At 39.7% G+C, this 17,425-nt stretch carries 17 protein-coding genes; 1 reads left to right on the plus strand and 16 read right to left on the minus strand.

Translation table 11 applies throughout. The annotated features are described in order from the left end of the window. Positions 1-154: 154 nt before the first annotated feature. From Q0594_RS00860 to Q0594_RS00915, 12 genes are all read right to left on the minus strand, one after another. The gene (locus Q0594_RS00860) at positions 155-586 is read right to left on the minus strand and encodes a GtrA family protein (protein WP_298729117.1); all 432 of its coding nucleotides are present in this window, start codon (positions 584-586) and stop codon (positions 155-157) included. 109 nt (positions 587-695) lie between these two features. Beyond that, positions 696-1,307, minus strand: coding sequence for a DNA-directed RNA polymerase subunit delta (gene rpoE / locus Q0594_RS00865; protein ID WP_298729118.1), 612 nt, complete (start codon positions 1,305-1,307; stop codon positions 696-698). A gap of 77 nt (positions 1,308-1,384) precedes the next feature. Further along, positions 1,385-1,804, minus strand: coding sequence for a DUF1934 domain-containing protein (locus Q0594_RS00870; RefSeq protein WP_298729119.1), 420 nt, complete (start codon positions 1,802-1,804; stop codon positions 1,385-1,387). Between the two features lie 511 nt (positions 1,805-2,315). Further along, positions 2,316-3,746 carry an Asp-tRNA(Asn)/Glu-tRNA(Gln) amidotransferase subunit GatB gene (gene gatB / locus Q0594_RS00875; protein ID WP_298729120.1) on the minus strand — a complete coding sequence of 477 codons (1,431 nt, stop codon included), beginning with the start codon at positions 3,744-3,746 and terminating at the stop codon, positions 2,316-2,318. Positions 3,747-3,760: 14 nt separating this feature from the next. Beyond that, on the minus strand, positions 3,761-5,218 hold the full coding sequence (gene gatA, locus Q0594_RS00880; protein ID WP_298729121.1) for an Asp-tRNA(Asn)/Glu-tRNA(Gln) amidotransferase subunit GatA: 1,458 nt from the start codon (positions 5,216-5,218) through the stop codon (positions 3,761-3,763). Continuing rightward, the gene (gene gatC, locus Q0594_RS00885) at positions 5,215-5,523 is read right to left on the minus strand and encodes an Asp-tRNA(Asn)/Glu-tRNA(Gln) amidotransferase subunit GatC (protein WP_005607728.1); all 309 of its coding nucleotides are present in this window, start codon (positions 5,521-5,523) and stop codon (positions 5,215-5,217) included. The genes gatA and gatC overlap by 4 nt, the downstream gene beginning before the upstream one ends. A gap of 65 nt (positions 5,524-5,588) precedes the next feature. Continuing rightward, positions 5,589-6,716, minus strand: a complete 1,128-nt coding sequence (locus Q0594_RS00890) for a CamS family sex pheromone protein (RefSeq protein ID WP_298729122.1) — start codon at positions 6,714-6,716, stop codon at positions 5,589-5,591. Positions 6,717-6,728: 12 nt separating this feature from the next. Continuing rightward, entirely contained in the window at positions 6,729-8,735 is a 2,007-nt protein-coding gene (ligA, locus tag Q0594_RS00895) for an NAD-dependent DNA ligase LigA (protein WP_298729123.1), read from the minus strand. Between the two features lie 3 nt (positions 8,736-8,738). Next, positions 8,739-11,060, minus strand: a complete 2,322-nt coding sequence (gene pcrA / locus Q0594_RS00900) for a DNA helicase PcrA (RefSeq protein WP_298729124.1) — start codon at positions 11,058-11,060, stop codon at positions 8,739-8,741. A 24-nt stretch (positions 11,061-11,084) separates the two neighbouring features. Next, positions 11,085-12,209: an ATP-grasp domain-containing protein gene (locus Q0594_RS00905; protein WP_298729125.1), complete on the minus strand. Its 1,125-nt coding sequence runs from the start codon at positions 12,207-12,209 to the stop codon at positions 11,085-11,087. 43 nt (positions 12,210-12,252) lie between these two features. Beyond that, positions 12,253-12,963, minus strand: coding sequence for a glycoside hydrolase family 73 protein (locus Q0594_RS00910; RefSeq protein ID WP_298729126.1), 711 nt, complete (start codon positions 12,961-12,963; stop codon positions 12,253-12,255). A 71-nt stretch (positions 12,964-13,034) separates the two neighbouring features. Further along, the gene (locus Q0594_RS00915; RefSeq protein ID WP_288294453.1) at positions 13,035-13,595 is read right to left on the minus strand and encodes a hypothetical protein; all 561 of its coding nucleotides are present in this window, start codon (positions 13,593-13,595) and stop codon (positions 13,035-13,037) included. Positions 13,596-13,706: 111 nt separating this feature from the next. Here Q0594_RS00915 and Q0594_RS00920 point away from each other — a divergent pair, with 111 nt between their 5' ends. Further along, positions 13,707-14,213, plus strand: coding sequence for an aromatic acid exporter family protein (locus Q0594_RS00920; RefSeq protein ID WP_039849251.1), 507 nt, complete (start codon positions 13,707-13,709; stop codon positions 14,211-14,213). Positions 14,214-14,253: 40 nt separating this feature from the next. On the opposite strand, the gene Q0594_RS00925 is transcribed toward Q0594_RS00920, so the two are convergent. From Q0594_RS00925 to Q0594_RS00940, 4 genes are read right to left on the minus strand one after another with little or no spacing between them, the layout of a single operon-like run. Next, complete coding sequence (locus tag Q0594_RS00925; protein WP_298729127.1) at positions 14,254-15,432, minus strand: hypothetical protein; 1,179 nt, start codon at positions 15,430-15,432, stop codon at positions 14,254-14,256. 13 nt (positions 15,433-15,445) lie between these two features. After that, entirely contained in the window at positions 15,446-16,249 is an 804-nt protein-coding gene (locus tag Q0594_RS00930) for a hypothetical protein (protein ID WP_298729128.1), read from the minus strand. After that, a complete protein-coding gene (locus tag Q0594_RS00935; protein WP_298729129.1) occupies positions 16,246-16,935 on the minus strand; it encodes an ABC transporter ATP-binding protein in 690 nt (229 codons plus the stop codon). Before Q0594_RS00935 ends, Q0594_RS00930 begins: the two co-directional genes overlap by 4 nt. An 18-nt stretch (positions 16,936-16,953) precedes the next feature. After that, positions 16,954-17,307, minus strand: a complete 354-nt coding sequence (locus Q0594_RS00940) for a GntR family transcriptional regulator (protein WP_298729130.1) — start codon at positions 17,305-17,307, stop codon at positions 16,954-16,956. Between the last annotated feature and the right edge of the window lie 118 nt (positions 17,308-17,425).

The raw sequence follows: 17,425 nt of genomic DNA on the forward strand, positions 1-17,425 counted from the left end.
TCTTATTTTACAGTTACAACTCTCGTTTTTCAACTGTTTATAGAGTCTTTTTTCTATTTTTTACGAATAATTAGCTCATTTTCCTTTTTAATGTTCTTTTTGGATCCTTCTCCAACAAAAAAACGAGCAGAAAATCTGCTCGTTTTGCTTCTCTTTAATTGTTTGTAGGTTCGTTTTGTTTAAATGCCCAAAACCTTTGTCCCACATAGTTTAGCAATACAAAAAGGCCCATTCCAGTCACTAAAGCCAAGTTTCCTTGAAGCTTTTCACCAAGACCTTCAAACAAGTACAACACAAGTGGTTTCGCGATGCCATATGCTACGATATAACAAACCGTGATATTAATGGTAAAGCGAACAATCGATTTTTTCGTCGTTTCTTCCACTTTAAACGTAAACTTTTTATTCAGAAAATAACTTAAAACACTGCCACAAAGATAATTCATCGCCGAAGAAACCCAGTATCCCAAGTTTAAAATATTATAACAAAAGAACATGATAGCCATTCCAAATATTGTATTGACCACTCCCACAGCAATAAAGGTTAGAAAGGTCTTATCGAACACCTTTTTCAATTTTTCTTGCACGTTCTCGCCTCCCAAGTCTCAAGTTCATCCTATTATACAATAAACTGCAAAATAAAACACAACTCATGAGATCATAAGTTGTGCTTTGATAGTTGTTATTATAGAAAGATTATTCTTCCTCTTCTTCGTCGAAGTCGCTATCAAGGTCTTCGTCATCAATGATGATTAGATCTTCTTCCACACTCACTTCATCTTCTAGGTCTTCATCTGCACCTAATTCATTTAAGTCAGAACGGTAGGCATCGATTTCATCTTCATCATCGTCGTCTAAATCAACATCGATATCATCGTCTAAGTCATCGCTATCAAGATCTTCATCATCAAGAAGTTCCTCATCTTCTGGATCATCGTCATTGTAATCGATAAGATCATCTTCAGTTCCGAACGCGTTAACTTTCTTACGTTTCTTACGAGGTTTCTTCACTTCTTCATCTTCCATTGATGTTGCAATTTCTTCATCGATTGAGTCAATTGGATACCAATCGCGTAGACCCCAGCGATTATCTCCAAGTGAGATAAAGCTTCCATCAATATTTAAATCTGTGTAAAAACGAGCCATACGAGCTTCTAATGCTTCGTCGCTTAATTCCATGTATTCTTGAATTTCTACTAATAATTGATTGAAATCTAAAACTTCATTCTTCGCTTCTAAAATAGCATGCGCTACTTCGACCATTGATAATTCGTTTTTGTTAATGCCATCGAGTTTCTTTAATTCCAATGGTTACACTTCCTTTCCAGTTCATCTTAAACAGTATAGCATAATTTTTAAAGTTTATGCTAGTTTAGCGAGATTTTTTATACATTTTCCTTGATTTGAAGCTGAAAGGTCACTAAAGAGCTCGTAATCAGTTGTTTTTGTTGGAATAATTGGTATTCCAGTACTAATAACACCATCTCTTCCGTCTCTTCGAGGTGTAATTGTTTGGTTTGAATCTCAAAATGCATTTGTCTTCCTGCGCCTAACTCATAAATCCCTTTAGTCGCCTTCGTATGATTGAAGTCCATTTGACTACGCGCATCGCCTTGACGGTGTAAAGTGACATGCGGGACCGCTTCTGTTGTATTCACTTCTACTTTTACTCGTGTATTCGTTTCTTCTTCTACATAACTGAGTACAAAACCAGAGTCCTTACGAAGACGAGTCGCATCCGCAAACATGCGTTGCTTCATCGTTTCCCCGCCTTGACTCAATACCGTTTCAATCGTTAATTTCATATGCCATCCCCCTCTCAAGCCTGTATCTTGTTTCTTCCTACCCACCCTTTTGGATTGTTAGTGCTCAAGCAAACTCCACGTTGCAACACTTTTCCAAAAGGTTTGTAAATTCAAAAAAGCCTTTGACGGCAGTGAAACCTAAGAAACTTTTTTGGGTGGAAGAACCTTACAAATTCTACTGTAGTTGTCTTGTACACAAACTACAACGCACCCAACCTCATTCTTATCCATCCAACCTTCTTTGAATTCCAAAAGGGCAAGCAAACTCTGCGTTGCAGCTCCATTCCAAAAAGGTTTAAAAATTCAAAAAGCCTTTGATGGCGGAGAATTTTTCGGATTCTATAGTAGCAGTAATAGGGAAAGCATTAAAACGAATAAGGGGGAGTTAGGAATTTATTTCCTTACTCCCCCTTTGAGGCTTTAAAGGCGAGAGACTTTGGCTCGAGCCGTTGCCCTATTACAGCTATTATGAAGACATCCGAAAAATACGTAGCCATCAAACATATATATTTTAGTATTTCGCTAACTCTTGTTGTAATAGTTGGTTGACAATGCCAGGGTTTGCTTTCCCTTTCGTTTGCTTCATAATCTGCCCAACTAAGAACCCAACAGCACGGTCTTTCCCATTCTTGAAGTCTTCAATAGACTGTGCATTGTTAGCCAACACCTCTTGAATAATCGGTAATAATTGAGCAGGATCACTCAATTGAACCATACCGTGTTTTTCAACTACGCCTTTTGCAGTTCCGCCTTCTTCGGCTAATAACAAGAAGACTTTCTTCGCCAATTTCGAACTGATGGTTCCGTCCGCGATTAACTGAATCATTTCTGCTAAGCTTTCTGGCGTTAATTTCAAGTCTTTTAATTCTAATTTCTTGCTATTCATGTGCGCTGAGATGTCACCCATTAACCAGTTTGACGCTTGTTTAGGGTCGGCTCCAGCAGCAACTGTTGCATCGAAGAAATCAGACATTTCTTTTGTTAACGTTAATACCATTGCATCATATTCCGGTAAGCCAAATTCGCTCACATAACGTTCACGACGTTTGCTTGGCATTTCAGGAATCGAAGCACGCACTTCTTCAATCCATTCATTTGAGATTTGGAAGTTTGGTAGGTCTGGTTCTGGGAAGTAACGGTAGTCACTTGAACCTTCTTTGACACGCATTAAGATGGTTTGACCCGTCGCATCATCAAAACGACGTGTTTCTTGTAGGATTTCTCCTCCATTACGTAGGACGTTCGCTTGACGAACTTCTTCGAACGCTAACCCTTTTCGGACGTTGTTAAATGAGTTTAAGTTTTTCAACTCTGTTTTTGTACCGAATTTTTCTTGACCATAAGGACGAATTGAAATGTTCGCGTCACAACGCATGGAACCTTCTTCCATCTTCACGTCAGAAACACCTGTAAACATGATGATTTGACGAAGGGCTTCAAGATACGCATACGCTTCTTCAGGAGAACGCATATCCGCTTCTGATACAATTTCGATCAGTGGAGTTCCTTGACGGTTTAAGTCCACATAGGAGAATCCGTCTGTTCCGTGCGTATTTTTACCTGCATCTTCTTCAAGGTGAACACGTTCAATACGAATGCGTTTTGTTTGTTCTTCTACTTCGATATCAATCCAGCCATCATGACCGATTGGGTAATCAAATTGAGAGATTTGGTACGCTTTTGGATTATCAGGGTAGAAATAGTTTTTACGGTCGAATTTTGTATCTTGAGAAATGGTACAGTTCAACGCAAGAGCTGCACGCATGCCGAATTCTAACGCGCGTTTATTGACGACAGGAAGCACCCCTGGATATCCCCAGTCGATTACGTTTGTATTTGTATTTGGTTCCGCACCGAAATGCGCTGGTGATGGAGAGAACATTTTTGAATCAGTTTTTAATTCAACGTGGCACTCTAAACCAATAATTGTTTCAAAGTTCATGTCATTGTTCCTCCTTATAATTGTGGGCGGCGTAAGTAGTAATCATTTGCTTGTTCAAATGCATACGCTGCTTGATAAATCGTTTTTTCTTGGAAGTAATTTCCGATTAATTGAATTCCGACTGGTAAGCCTTCGCTTGTGAAGCCAGCAGGAACTGAAATTGCTGGTAGTCCAGCTAAGTTTACAGGAACGGTTAATAAGTCCGCCATGTACATTGCAAGAGGATCATCGCTGTGTTCGCCTAATCCAAATGCTGCAGAAGTCGTTACAGGACCTAAGATTAAATCATGGTTTTCAAATACTTTTGCAAAGTCTTGTTTGATTAATGTACGTACTTGTCCTGCTTTCTTGAAGTAAGCATCGTAGTATCCTGAACTTAAGCTGAATGTTCCAAGCATGATACGACGTTTTACTTCCATTCCGAAACCTTCAGAACGGCTCTTCACGTATAAATCTTCTAATGTTTCTGCTTCTGTTGAACGGTGACCATAACGGATTCCGTCAAAACGTTGCAAGTTCGAAGAGGCTTCAGAAGAAGCGATAATATAGTACGCTGGAATCCCGTATTTAGAGTGAGGTAGACTCACTTCTTCAACGATAGCGCCCATTTCACGGTATTGGTCAGCCGCTTTTAATACAGCTGCTTGAACCTGCGCGTCTACACCTTCTGCAAAATATTCTTTTGGCAACGCGATACGCATGCCTTTAATGTCGCCTGTTAATCCTTTATGGTAAGCAGGAACTTCTTGTGGCACACTTGTTGAATCGCGGTGGTCATATCCAGAAATCGCGCTTAATACTAAGGCGTTATCTTGAACGGTACGTGTAAATGGTCCGATTTGGTCTAAGCTTGACGCAAAGGCAATCAAACCGTAACGAGAAATACGGCCATATGTTGGTTTCATCCCAACAATTCCTGTGAAACTTGCAGGTTGGCGGATAGAACCACCTGTATCAGAACCAAGAGATGCTAGTACTTCGCCTGAAGCAACCGCAGCGGCAGAACCACCTGAAGATCCACCAGGCACTTTTGTTAGGTCCCAAGGATTCTTTGTTTTCTTGAAGTAAGAAGTTTCTGTTGAACCACCCATGGCAAATTCGTCCATGTTTAGTTTCCCAACGTTCACCGCACCTTCTGCTTTTAATAATTCCATCACGTACGCGTCGTAAATTGGGTTGAAGTCTTCTAACATACGGCTTGAAGCAGTTGTTAAAAGGTCACGTGTTACGATATTGTCTTTAATCCCGATTGGAAGACCTTGAAGAGAAGCTTCTTCTCCGTAACCTTTTGCATCAGCAGCTGCTGCTTGTTGCAGAGCTTCTTCTTCATTTAATGTCACGAACGCTTCTACTTTAGGTTCTAAAGCATGGATACGCTCGAATGTTTCTTTGGTTAATTCCACAGAAGTGAATTCTTTATTACGAAGACCTTCGTGAAGCTCAACTAATGTTTTGTTTTCAATAATACTCATGCTTCACCCTCCTCGTTTTCACCCATAATTGCAGGCACTTGAATAAATCCATCTTCGCTTGTTTTTACATTACGCATTAATAAGTCGCGGTCTGTTCCTTTTTCAGCAACATCTTCACGCATGACATTCACTAATGGGTAGCCATGTGTCGTTACAGGAACTCCTGTCGTATCCACTTCTTTTAATTGTTCCACCATATCAATGATATCGCTCATTTGTTCTGTAAAATGAAGGATTTCATTATCGGCAAAAGCTAGCTTTGCAAGTTTGGCAACGTGTCTAACTTCTTTTTCCTCAATGGCCATTTCTTTTCCTCGCTTTCAAAATCATTACTTTTCTATTGTAAACACTTTAAGCATTGTTATCAATATTAATCGAATATATGGTAAGTGAACACACCTTGCGTTAAATCTTGCATCAAGAACGCCTCTACTCCATTAATGGAACTGATGCGCACTTCTACTGGAGTGGTTTTTGATAAATATTTATTCGCCGCATCTGTGACATGTTGCGCTAAGGCAATGATTTCAGATTCGCCATAAAATTGCGTCATAATATTCACGACCATTTTTTTCGCCACATTATCTTGATATTTCACTCGAGCTGTAACCCCTGAAAGATTTGGGAAGAAGTTTTGTACTTCCGTCTTGAAATTCTCAAAAGCGGTAGATTCTTCCGTTGCCGCTTCGTTTACTAGCGGTAGCACTGTCACTTTCTGGTTCACATTTGTCCAATTCGTAATTTCGGTTCCTTCAACAGAAGTCGCTTCTAAGACATACACGCCTCCACCAATGTCATCTTTTGAAGTTTGTCTAAAGACCCCAAAGACAATTGGCACAGCTTTAAGCGCATCATTTTGACGCAGTCTTGTTAAGATTTGGTTCACGATCGTTTTAGCTTGTTCAATCATGACTTCTTTTGAAATTTCAGTTTCTGCATCACGATCGCCATTGGTATAGTAATCCACACTATTCATCGCAACCCCAATACTAATTCCACCTAATTCAAAATTGTTCTCTGTTTGAATCATGTAGTCTTGTTCCAAAATTTGCGCTAAATAAAGTGGAGCACGTCCAGTCGGAGAAGTGTCCCCATTATCAGCAGGGTTGAGCCCTTCTGGATTTTTATCACTTTTACGAGCAATCCATTTTGCAGTTGTCTCCGCATCGATGATTTGCCCCTCACGATAAAAATATTGATTTGTAGGAAATACATTTCTTGAAAGGTCTATTAAACCTGTCTCAAAATTTTTCAAGTTAAAGCCCGTATTCAAGCTTAAAGTTGCTCCACGGTTTTGGCTCACTTGATATTTCCCATTTGTAATCAACGCACGATAAAAATTATTGGAGAGTTGATTTGTCGTAGACTGAACCACTTTTGTATTGGTATCATTTTTCGTATTTGTATTTTGGCGATTGGCTTGAGTAATATCTGCGCACGCGGCTAAGGTGAACACACTCATTAACCCTAATAACCCCAAGCGTAATTTATGTTTCATGTGAGTTCCTTTCTATGCAAGAGAATCCAGAAACTGTTGTTCACTCCACACTTCAATCCCTAGTGCGTTGGCTTTATCCAACTTGCTCCCGGCTGAATGTCCAGCAATCACAACGTCTGTCTTCTTAGAAACAGAGCCTGTTACTTTTGCTCCAAGCGATTCCAATTTTTCTTTTGCATCTTGTCTTGTTAATTGTTCTAATGTCCCTGTTAATACAACGGTCTTACCACTAAGGACGTGTCCTGAAGCGATAGAATCGTCTTTTGTCACTCCAAGATAGGTCATATTCACGCCTCTATCTTGCAATTCTTGAATTAACTGTTGAACAGATGGTTGTTCAAAATAAGTTTTTACACTATAAGCAATAATATCACCTAAACCATCAATTTCCAACAATTGTTCAATGCTCGCCTCTTGTAAAGCCTTCATATTTCCAAAATGTTGTGCCAATTCTTTAGCAGCCTTGGTTCCGACATGACGAATTCCCAGCCCTGTTAGAAGGCGTTCCAAGGAATTGGCTTTACTCTGTTCGATAGCTTCAAGAATATTTTCCGCACTCTTTTGTTGAATTTTGTCTAAGACTAATAGCTGATCCATAGTTAAATTGTATAAATCTGCCACATCTAGAACTAGACCTTCTTCAAAAAGTTGCTTCATCACACGTGGCCCAATTCCACTCATATTCATCGCATTTCGTGAAACAAAGTGGCTCATCCTTGCTGTCAATTGAGCAGGGCATTTTGGATTCAAGCAGCGAATCGCTACCTCTTCTTCCAAATGCTCTAATTTTTCATGACAGGCCGGACAAGTTGTCGGAAACTCGTAAGGCTGGCTCGTTGTAGGACGTTTCTCTAAAATTACGCGTGTGACTTCTGGAATAATATCTCCTGCCTTATGAATCACAACGGTGTCTTCTAGACGAATGTCACGCTCCTTAATCAAGTCAATATTATGCAAGCTCGCACGGCGTACCGTCGTTCCTGCTAATTGAACAGGATCCATCACTGCAGTTGGGGTAACCACTCCGGTACGTCCCACCGTCCACTCCACATCGCGGACAACCGTTCGCGCTTCTTCCGCTGGGAATTTGTACGCAATGGCCCAACGCGGTGCTTTTACCGTATAGCCGATTTCTTCTTGAGTGGCAAAATCATTGACCTTAATCACCATACCGTCGATTTCGTATGGTAATTCTTGGCGTTTCTCACCAATCGTCTCGATGTAATTCCACACTTCATCAATCGTTTGGCATTTTAAGCGCTCAGGATTGGTTACAAAACCAATCTCTGCCATCTTCTCCAACAACTCTTCTTGGGTTGAAACATTTAGCTCTTCCACACTTGGACTACTATATAGAAAGACGGACAAGTTTCGCTTCGCCGCAATTTTAGGGTCAAGTTGGCGTAGGCTTCCTGCCGCTGCATTTCTTGGATTGGCAAAAACTTCAAGTCCTTCTTCTTCGCGCGACTCGTTTAATGCCACGAATGATTTTTTCGGCATATAACATTCACCACGCACTTCGATATTCCAAGGCTCTTTTAAAGACAATGGTACTGATTTAATGGTACGCACATTGCCCGTTACATCTTCACCTGTCGTCCCATCTCCACGGGTTGCCCCAAGTTGAAGCTGCCCGTTTTGATACGTCAACGCAATAGAAAGTCCATCGATTTTTAGTTCACATACATACTCGATTGCTCGGTTCGTTAACTTGCGAAGACGCGCATCAAACTCTTCCAAATCTTCCTTCGAAAAGGCATTTGAAAGGCTGAGCATCGGATTGGTGTGAGTGACCTTCTGGAACTGCTCGAGCACTTCTCCCCCCACCCGTTGCGTAGGAGAATCAGCCGTCACGAACTCTGGATATTCCTTTTCTAAAGCTAGTAATTCATGATAAGCCTTATCGTACTCTGCATCTGTTGCAGTGGGTTTATCTTCCACATAATACTCATGACTCCAACGATTTAATTGTTCTTTAAGTTGTTCAATTCTTTGTTGAATCGTTGTATTCATCTTCATCCTCTATTCTTTGATTTTTTCAATTGGGGCAAAACTTGCAAGGAGTCGCTTGATTCCCATCCCTGCAAAAGCCACGTCAAGTTCTTGACGATCTCCTTCACCGGTAATACGGACTACCGTTCCTGTTCCCCATTTTTTATGCGATACTTTCATACCAACTGTCCATCCATCAGTTGAAGTAGACGTTGGCGTTGGTTTTTCTACGCGCTGAATGTTTGCTGTAGAGTGAGGTTTCTTTTGTAAATACCCCTCATTCTTTTGCGCACTCGTGTTGCGGTAACGATCAAATAGTCCCCCACCTGTTGCAGAAGAACCTCTGTTATAACTTGGTTTTTCTGAGTAGAAACTACTTGAATAATAAGAATCGCTAATCGTTTCTCCTTCTTTTTGAAGAAGTTTATCATCAATTTCTTGCATAAAACGAGACTCGCGGTAATGTTGCATTTTCCCGTAGAGCAGTCTTGAATACGCACGTGTCATAAAGAGCTTTTTCTCTGCACGTGTAATCCCTACGTAGGCCAATCGACGTTCCTCTTCTTCATCACCTTCTTGTAAGGTTCTTGCAGAAGGAAAAATTCCGTCTTCCATCCCTACAAGAAACACGACCGGGAACTCTAACCCTTTTGCCGCATGCAAGGTCATCAATGTAATTTGTGAAGCACTCGTTTCTTCTTCATTTTCCATATCCGTCACTAAGGATAAATCCGTTAAGAATTGGACTAAAGCTGTTTCTTCTGCTTCAGAATCGAACCGTTTTTCTTCGAACTCTTTAGCTACGGATAAGAATTCCCGCATATTATCGATTCGCGCATCTGCTTCCATCGTATGCGCCTGTTCAAGAGAAGCAATGTAGCCTGATTTTATCATGACTTCTTCGATTAAATCGGTTAGCGAGACGAACTCTTGCATCTTCGTTAAATCGCTAATCAATTTCGCAAAATCGGCTAATCCTTTTCCTGCTTTCCCACTAATCCCATTAAGAGTCGTCTCAGCGGAAGCTTCTAAAAGAGAAAAACCGTGCATTTGAGCAAAGTCTTCTAATTTTTCAATACTCTTTCCACCAATACCACGTTTTGGCGCATTCACAACACGTCTGAAGCTAAAGTCATCGGTCGGGTTCACTAATAAACGTAAATAGGCTAGTAAATCCTTGATTTCCATGCGCTCGTAGAATCGTTGCCCCCCTACCATTTTGAAAGGCATATTCGCTTTTAATAAATCTTCTTCCAGGGTCCGTGATTGGGCATTACTACGGTATAAAACTGCAAAATCACTATAATCGTATCCGTCAAAATTCACCATCTTTTGAATCGTTCTCATCACATAACGAGACTCTTCATAACCGGAAGCCGCACAATAATAGGTAATCTTGTCCCCTGCTTCATTTTCGGTCCATAGCTCTTTTGGTTTACGATTTTGATTATTTTCAATTACTTGATTGGCCGCTTTTAAAATTGTCTTCGTTGAACGATAATTTTGCTCTAGTAAGACCACTTTCGCCTGTGGATAATCGTGTTCAAACGACAAGATATTCTCCATATCGGCTCCACGCCAACCGTAAATGCTTTGATCGGCATCCCCAACCACGCAAATATTTTTGAACTTATCCGCTAGCAGTTGAACCAGTAAGTATTGTGCATGGTTTGTATCTTGGTACTCATCCACATGGATATAATGAAATTTTTGTTGATAATACGCTAATACATCTGGATGCTCTTTAAACAATTTCACCGTTAACATGATTAAATCATCAAAGTCAACGGTCATATTTTTGCGTTTTTCTGCTTCGTATTCGACATAGCACTTCGCGGTTATTTGGTCCATGAAGTTTGTATGTGTCTTTGCGAAGGTTTCCGCATCTTCAAAATTATTTTTTGCATTACTAATACTTGCTAAGATTCCACGCGCATCAAACTTATCCGAATCAATATTCAACTTCTGCATAATGCGTTTCATTTCGGATAGTTGATCCCCAGAATCGATAATCGTAAACGACTTTGCAAGACCGATGCGTTCACAATCTCTTCGTAAAATACGAACGCACATCGAGTGGAAAGTGGAGACCCACATATCGCCTGCTTGCTCGCCTACTAGAGCACTAACCCGCTCTTTCATTTCGCTGGCCGCTTTATTCGTAAACGTAATCGCTAGAATATTCCACGGTTGAACTTCTTCCTCAGCTAAAATATAAGCCATTCGATGCGTCAACACGCGCGTCTTTCCACTTCCAGCCCCCGCCATTACGAGAAGCGGACCTTGTGTATGCATGACCGCTTCCTTTTGGCGAGGGTTCATTCCCTTAATTAATTCGCTTGAATTTTTCACTTACTCTTTCCTTTCCTTGAGGAACTATTTTCCATTAAAGAACAAATCTGAAACTTCAATCTCTCCAAGTAGATCCACACTGGACCCTCCACTTAATCGAATCACTCCTAAGATATCTGTCGTTCTCTTAGGTGAAGTTTGGAAAAATTCAAAATCCCATTTTGGTTTCAATAGTGTTAATAAACTTGCTTTTTCGAGCATGGATTCATAAATCGGCACTAGAATCATTTCTTCAGTAGGTTCCTTGTATTCCACTGGAAGTCCTGTGGCTACTCGCGTAATGATTTCCGATAATCCTTTTCCTAGTTGTGCACTTCCAAATTGTTGTTGAACTAAAGGCAATTGATTAATCGATTTCACATAAAAAATACCATTATTTCCCATCAACACTTGAATCGATAGCACCACTGACCCTGAAAGATAATCCACGACTTTAAAAGCAATCCTCTTCAACTCTTGAACCCATTCTGGATTCATCCGACGTGAAGCAATACTATACTTTAATTTTCCAGAGATATATACATCTTCTGTAATTGGTAGAATCGTTACACGATCCTCATAGTCGCGAACAACGGTTAATGAAAAATGGCGTTGAGCTGGCACAAAGGCAGTCAACATACTTGGCCCTTCTTCAATTTTTCCCAAAACTCGCTCGTCAATATCTTGATCGTATAATTCGATAGGTTCTTCATATCGACTATGGACTTGATTACTTTCTAGAAAAGCTGGAAGTCCAATACTTTCTAATAAAGTAGGTAATTCCCCAACATGGGTGACAATCCCATAAGGAGCTACGTTGATTGCATGTTCTTCTAAAAATAATTTTTCGACCGTACGATTTTGAGAAATTTCGGCTAGCTCCAATGATTGGTAATATCTTGTTTTACTACTTAGAGCCACTAATGTGTCTACAGAAACTAAATTCGTCATCAGAAGGAGAGTATCTACTTTTTGGGCAAAATCAAGTAAGGATGCACGGTCATCATAGGAAGACACAATTTCATATTCTGCCATCGAAATAGCAGCCTCGTTCGATTGATGGTAGCTATATACAACATACCCCATCTTTCTAGCAGCAATTGCAACAGATGCAACCTGCTCGTCTCCCCCAATGATTCCGACAATGGATCCTGGTAATAATTGACTCATGTTTATCCTCTCCTTTTGCATACGTTAAAATGAATTTAATTTCTTAAGATCCTCTTCTCACAGATACGGTCGTTTCTTCACTTGGCAATTGATCATATTGATACAATTGGTGTTCTTCAATCATTTGAATCAGCTTTTGTGCATAAGTTGGGTCAGTGGCATATCCTGCATCTTGCAAGGCTTGAGCTGCTTGTTTATAATTTCTAGCCCCTAACACTTTATGATATAGCGTTGGATCCCAATCTACCCCATATGCCAATAGTTGTGCATGAGCTTCCACTGAATCCGCCCAGCTATCATATATACGAAAACGACCATTAATCGTAATCCATGTTTCATTGACAAATTCTGCTGTCTCAAGCACTACATTCGGCTGTACAGTCGTCGCTTTTACCCCATATAAATTATAATATTTGCTCGCTAATAAGCTTTCGCCCCAGTTCGATTCGAGGATTGCTTGCGCCAAACTGACACTTGGCAATACTCCATAATCGCGATATGCTTTTTGGGCAGCTGGAGCAATCGTCTCTATGAAGGTCTCTCTTGTAGACGTCTCTGCCTTGTGCTGCGGTTTATTTTCAGACAACCATGTGATGGTTCCGGCTAAAAGAACACTCGTTACAGCTACGAGGAGAAGCGCCGTCAATTTAGATAATGACTTAAACCACTCTACAAGATGAAACGCGAATTTACTTTTTCTTTTCTTTCTTTTCGCCACAATTTCACCACTTTCTTTATCTTTCAATTTTATCATAAAATACCCTATAAAAAAATGGATACCCCCTTGATTTAAAGAGAGTATCCGTGATTTTAATCATTCATTTTTTATTCTGCATCATTTTCTGGAACAAATACGTTTTTACCGTATTCTAAGTATTTCTGTTGGGCTTTTTCGTCCCTGATCCACTCGAGTAAGCCTTGTTTCTTTGTTCCAATTTGTTTATGTGTAATCCCTACAATTCGAATTTCAATAATATCTTGATAACTCCAGCTTCCATAATTAGTCGCAATGCGTAAGATGGTCACATTCTCTTTGAATTTCCCTTTGCTAACAGCAGCTGTCTTCCATTCCACTCGTACATTTTCTTGACGAATCCAATGATTAGCAATTTGGACTTTTAGCCTTAAATACTCTGCCACCGGATCAGAAGCCACTTCAGGAAGAACGTCCGCATTTCTGGCAATTTTGTGCGCCAGCATCCACTCGTAATCCGTAAACAGCATTGAAATCTTCTGCATATTTTCAGATTTCAATCCTCTCTCTCCATTCTTCCATCTTGTCCAACTTTGCCCGCTAATGCCTAATTCTTGTGTGTAAAATGCTTTTTCTGAGAGATATCTTTCTCGAATGGCATTTACAACAATCAATACAAATGCTTCATGCATCTTCATCACCTCTTATCATAATTATACACCTATTAGGTTCATTTTTCAAATTTTTGTCATTTTTCTACCTCGTATATTATAATAACGTTATCTTTATTGAGAGGTGAGAGTGTGTCCCAAACTTCAAAAAATCCATTTCATATCGGACTACGTACTTTAAAAACCGCTATATCCGTATTTCTTTGCGTTGTGCTATTTAGAGTATTACATCGTGGTTCTCCGATGCTAGCTGCACTGTCCGCCATCTTTAGCCTAAGAACCGACCACGAACAAACCTTTAAATTTGCGCTCTCTCGTTTTGTAGGCAACACTACAGGTGGAGTGGTCGCTATTCTACTGTTCCAATTAAGAGCCATTCTTCCGTACCAAGAATATACGGATTTATTACTAGCACCGATTGGCATTATCTTAATCATTTTATTTTGTAATCAATTCAATAAAACCGGCGTCATTAATTCTTGTTCAACTTTCTTAGTCATTTTCTTTAACGTTGAAGCAGGACAAAACACCGCCTATGCGATTCAAAGAATTTTGGATACCCTCATCGGCGCATTGATTGCCATTGGAGTAAACCATCTTCTTCCAAACCCGCACTTGAAAACTGAAGAAAAAGCGTAAACGAAAAACTACGTTAGGATAACCTAACGTAGTTTTTGTTTTAACGATCTCCACCACGATAGCTATCGGCATTCGTAAAGAACACTTTTTCAATCACATCGATTGGTTTGGATAATAAAATATCTTTTGTTTTGAGCGATTGTACTCTTAGTGTTGGTTTTCCATCTACTAAAGAAATCATCACTAAATTCCCTTGATTTAAGTATGGGAGTGGAGCGTATGGATCTGTTTCAATGGTTTGACTAAGCTCTAATCGATGGTTAGCACCTAACTTGTATAGATTCCATTCATTATTCTTCCGCTCGCTTGCTTCCTCATATCCTTGACTTCGATTCCATTCTTTTTCTTTGGCTTTAGAAGATAGTAGATACACTTGATCTTCCACTACATACACACTCGTATTTTCAAAAGCCATTGTCTCGGTCGATTCAATCTCAGTGAATTGTTTCGTCTTCGCATCAAAAGTCATCCAATAGAATTGATTTTCTTTCGAAAAAGACGACCCCATGACAAGACGTTGGGGATCATAGACTCTCTCCCTTGAAGCAGTTCTCCAGTGAAAAGATTGTAATTTTTCTGGCAAATCCACTCTTTCCACTTTAGAAGGAGTTCCCGTCTTCAAGTCAATCGAAAACGTTAATAGATAAGACTTCGACTGTGCTTGACCTGCATCACTCCATTGTATCGCTGCATATAAAGTATCCCCGTCTCTATAGAAGCTAGGCGATTCAATATACGTACGGTCTCCGCGGATTTCTTTTGGAATGGATACCGTATTGGAAACTATCTCTTTCGTCTCGGTATTCATCAATGTATACCCAATCGCTGGATTTGAATTCGTCTGATACACATTGAATTGTGCCCCGTAATAAAGTTTATATCCTTTAAAAGTGATGGAAGTTCCGTAGCGCGGTCTATTGAGCAGTGAAAAATCTCTCATTTCATTTCGTTTACCGTACGAATAAGGATTTTCTCCGAACCCGATTCGCTTCACTTCTCCATCTAAAAGTGCATAAGTAGCACCATTATGATTGGTAATATCTTGTGTATAGGGAGTAAACTGAAACATTGCCCCTTCAACAAGTTTTTTCTCTTCTTGCGATAACTGCAGAGATGCAGGAGCAGGTTTGACATCTTTATAGACTGCAAATCCTACACTACTAAGGAACATGAGACCACCGAGCGCAAAGATGACTGTTGCAAATTTTCTTGATTTCATTGTTCAAACCTCCTTATACGCTCACCTTATGATTTAATAAATAATCACTGAGTAATAAATTTCCGATAATCCACACGAATATTCCCGTCCCTAAATATAGAATTGTTTCAGACCCGATGAAATGGAAAGTCCATTGGTATCTAGAGACTATTCCTACATAAAGAATAGCGATTAAGATATATCCGATGATGCTCATTAATTTCATCGTTGTGGATTTCTTTTCAACTCCTACCACTAATAAAGTGATTTGGAAGATGGTAATAATAGTAGCTACTCCAAATAGGAAGAAGAATAAAAATTGAGTCGCATATTTTGGAACAACTGTCTGCATAACAGTGGAATTCGTTACAAGAGACCACGGTGTCACATGATGGGAATCAAGACTCGGAATAAATAATTTTGAAAGGGTGTAATTTAAGAATACCCCAATCACTTGAACGCCTTGTAGGAAGAACGTGATAATCAGCATTGTTAGTAACTTCGATAAATACACACTAAAGCGAGACCCCGGCAACATCAATAAACGGTAAATGAAGGAGCCTTTTGTACTCCACTCCGTAGACCAAATCACCGCACTATAGACAAGAATGGCCACTCCAGCGAAAAATACAGGTAATCCAATATTGTTTTCCACAAGAATTACTCGAAGAATTTCTTCTTTTTCAGTTAAATTTCTCATTCCACTTAGTAGTCCGGCATTCACTATCGTTAGAAACTGAAGACCGATTTGAATCAACACTTGAATCAGCGCGGTAACGAGAATAAATCCTTTGGCTTGACCTAAATTATAAAGCGTTAGTTGAATGACTTTTCTCATTGTAAGTATACCTCCCTCATCACATCTACGATAGACTTCCCTTCTTCTTCACGAACTTGTTCTGGATAAAATTCTTTAACGATTTTTCCTCCGTCTAGTAAGAGTGCCTTGTCTACAATGTACTCAATATCATTAATTTCATGTGTTGTAATTAATACGCCTCGTCCGTCTAATAAATCACTCGTAAACACGCGTGCAATCTCTTCACGTGTAAAGACGTCAATTCCGGAGAATGGTTCGTCCATCAAAATATAATCCGTGTCTAGTCCCATTCCAAGCAGTAAATTCAACTTGGCTACATTCCCTTTTGAAAGAGACCTCACTTCGTCTTTTAAGTTTAATCGGAAGAACTTCAATAAATGTTCTTCTTTCGAACGATTCCAGTTTGGATAGAAGGTACGCATAAAATCAATCGCTTCATCTACCGTTTGATTTGGGGAGATAATAGAACTATCCGTAATATAGCTGACTTTTTCAGCAAACACCTTACGCACTGGCATATCATCAATCACGATTTGTCCCTTGTCATAAGGGAGTAAACCTGCAATGGAATTCATAATGGTCGTTTTCCCAATCCCATTCACACCGATAAGCGCTGTGACTTCCCCTTTTTTGGCATTAAACGAAATATCATCTAACACTTGTTTTTTTCCAAATTTCTTACTTAAATTTTGTACCGTTAACATTTAGAACTCTCCTTCCTATCACAATTTTTGGCTAAGATGATCGATAATTTCTTTTTGAGAGAGCTTAAGCGGTGCGATGGCATCGACAAAACTCGTAATCGCTTCTTCCAACATTTCTTCTTTCAGCTGTTCGATTCTATCCTCATCTTCTGTCACTCTACTCATTACATTATTTCCCGTTGTCACAAGACCAATAGCCTCCATTTCATGAAATGCCCTTTGAACCGTATTCGGATTCACTTGCATCACCTGAGCCAGTTCTCGTCTACTTGGCATTTCTTGTCCGGGTTTTAGCCGTTTAGATACTATTTCCGCTTTGAAATACGCGACAATTTGCTCGTAAACCGGACTTCTTTTATCAAATACAATCATCGGCTGCTCCTTTCTTTCGATTGCATCAGTGTATTAATCGAATAATACACTTTCTTTTAACTGTATTATGCGCTTAGTACACTCGTTTGTCAATAGCGTTTTCAAAAATATTTTTAGA

The sequence above is a fragment of the uncultured Granulicatella sp. genome, assembly GCF_938030755.1.
Classification (GTDB): Bacteria; Bacillota; Bacilli; order Lactobacillales; family Aerococcaceae; genus Granulicatella.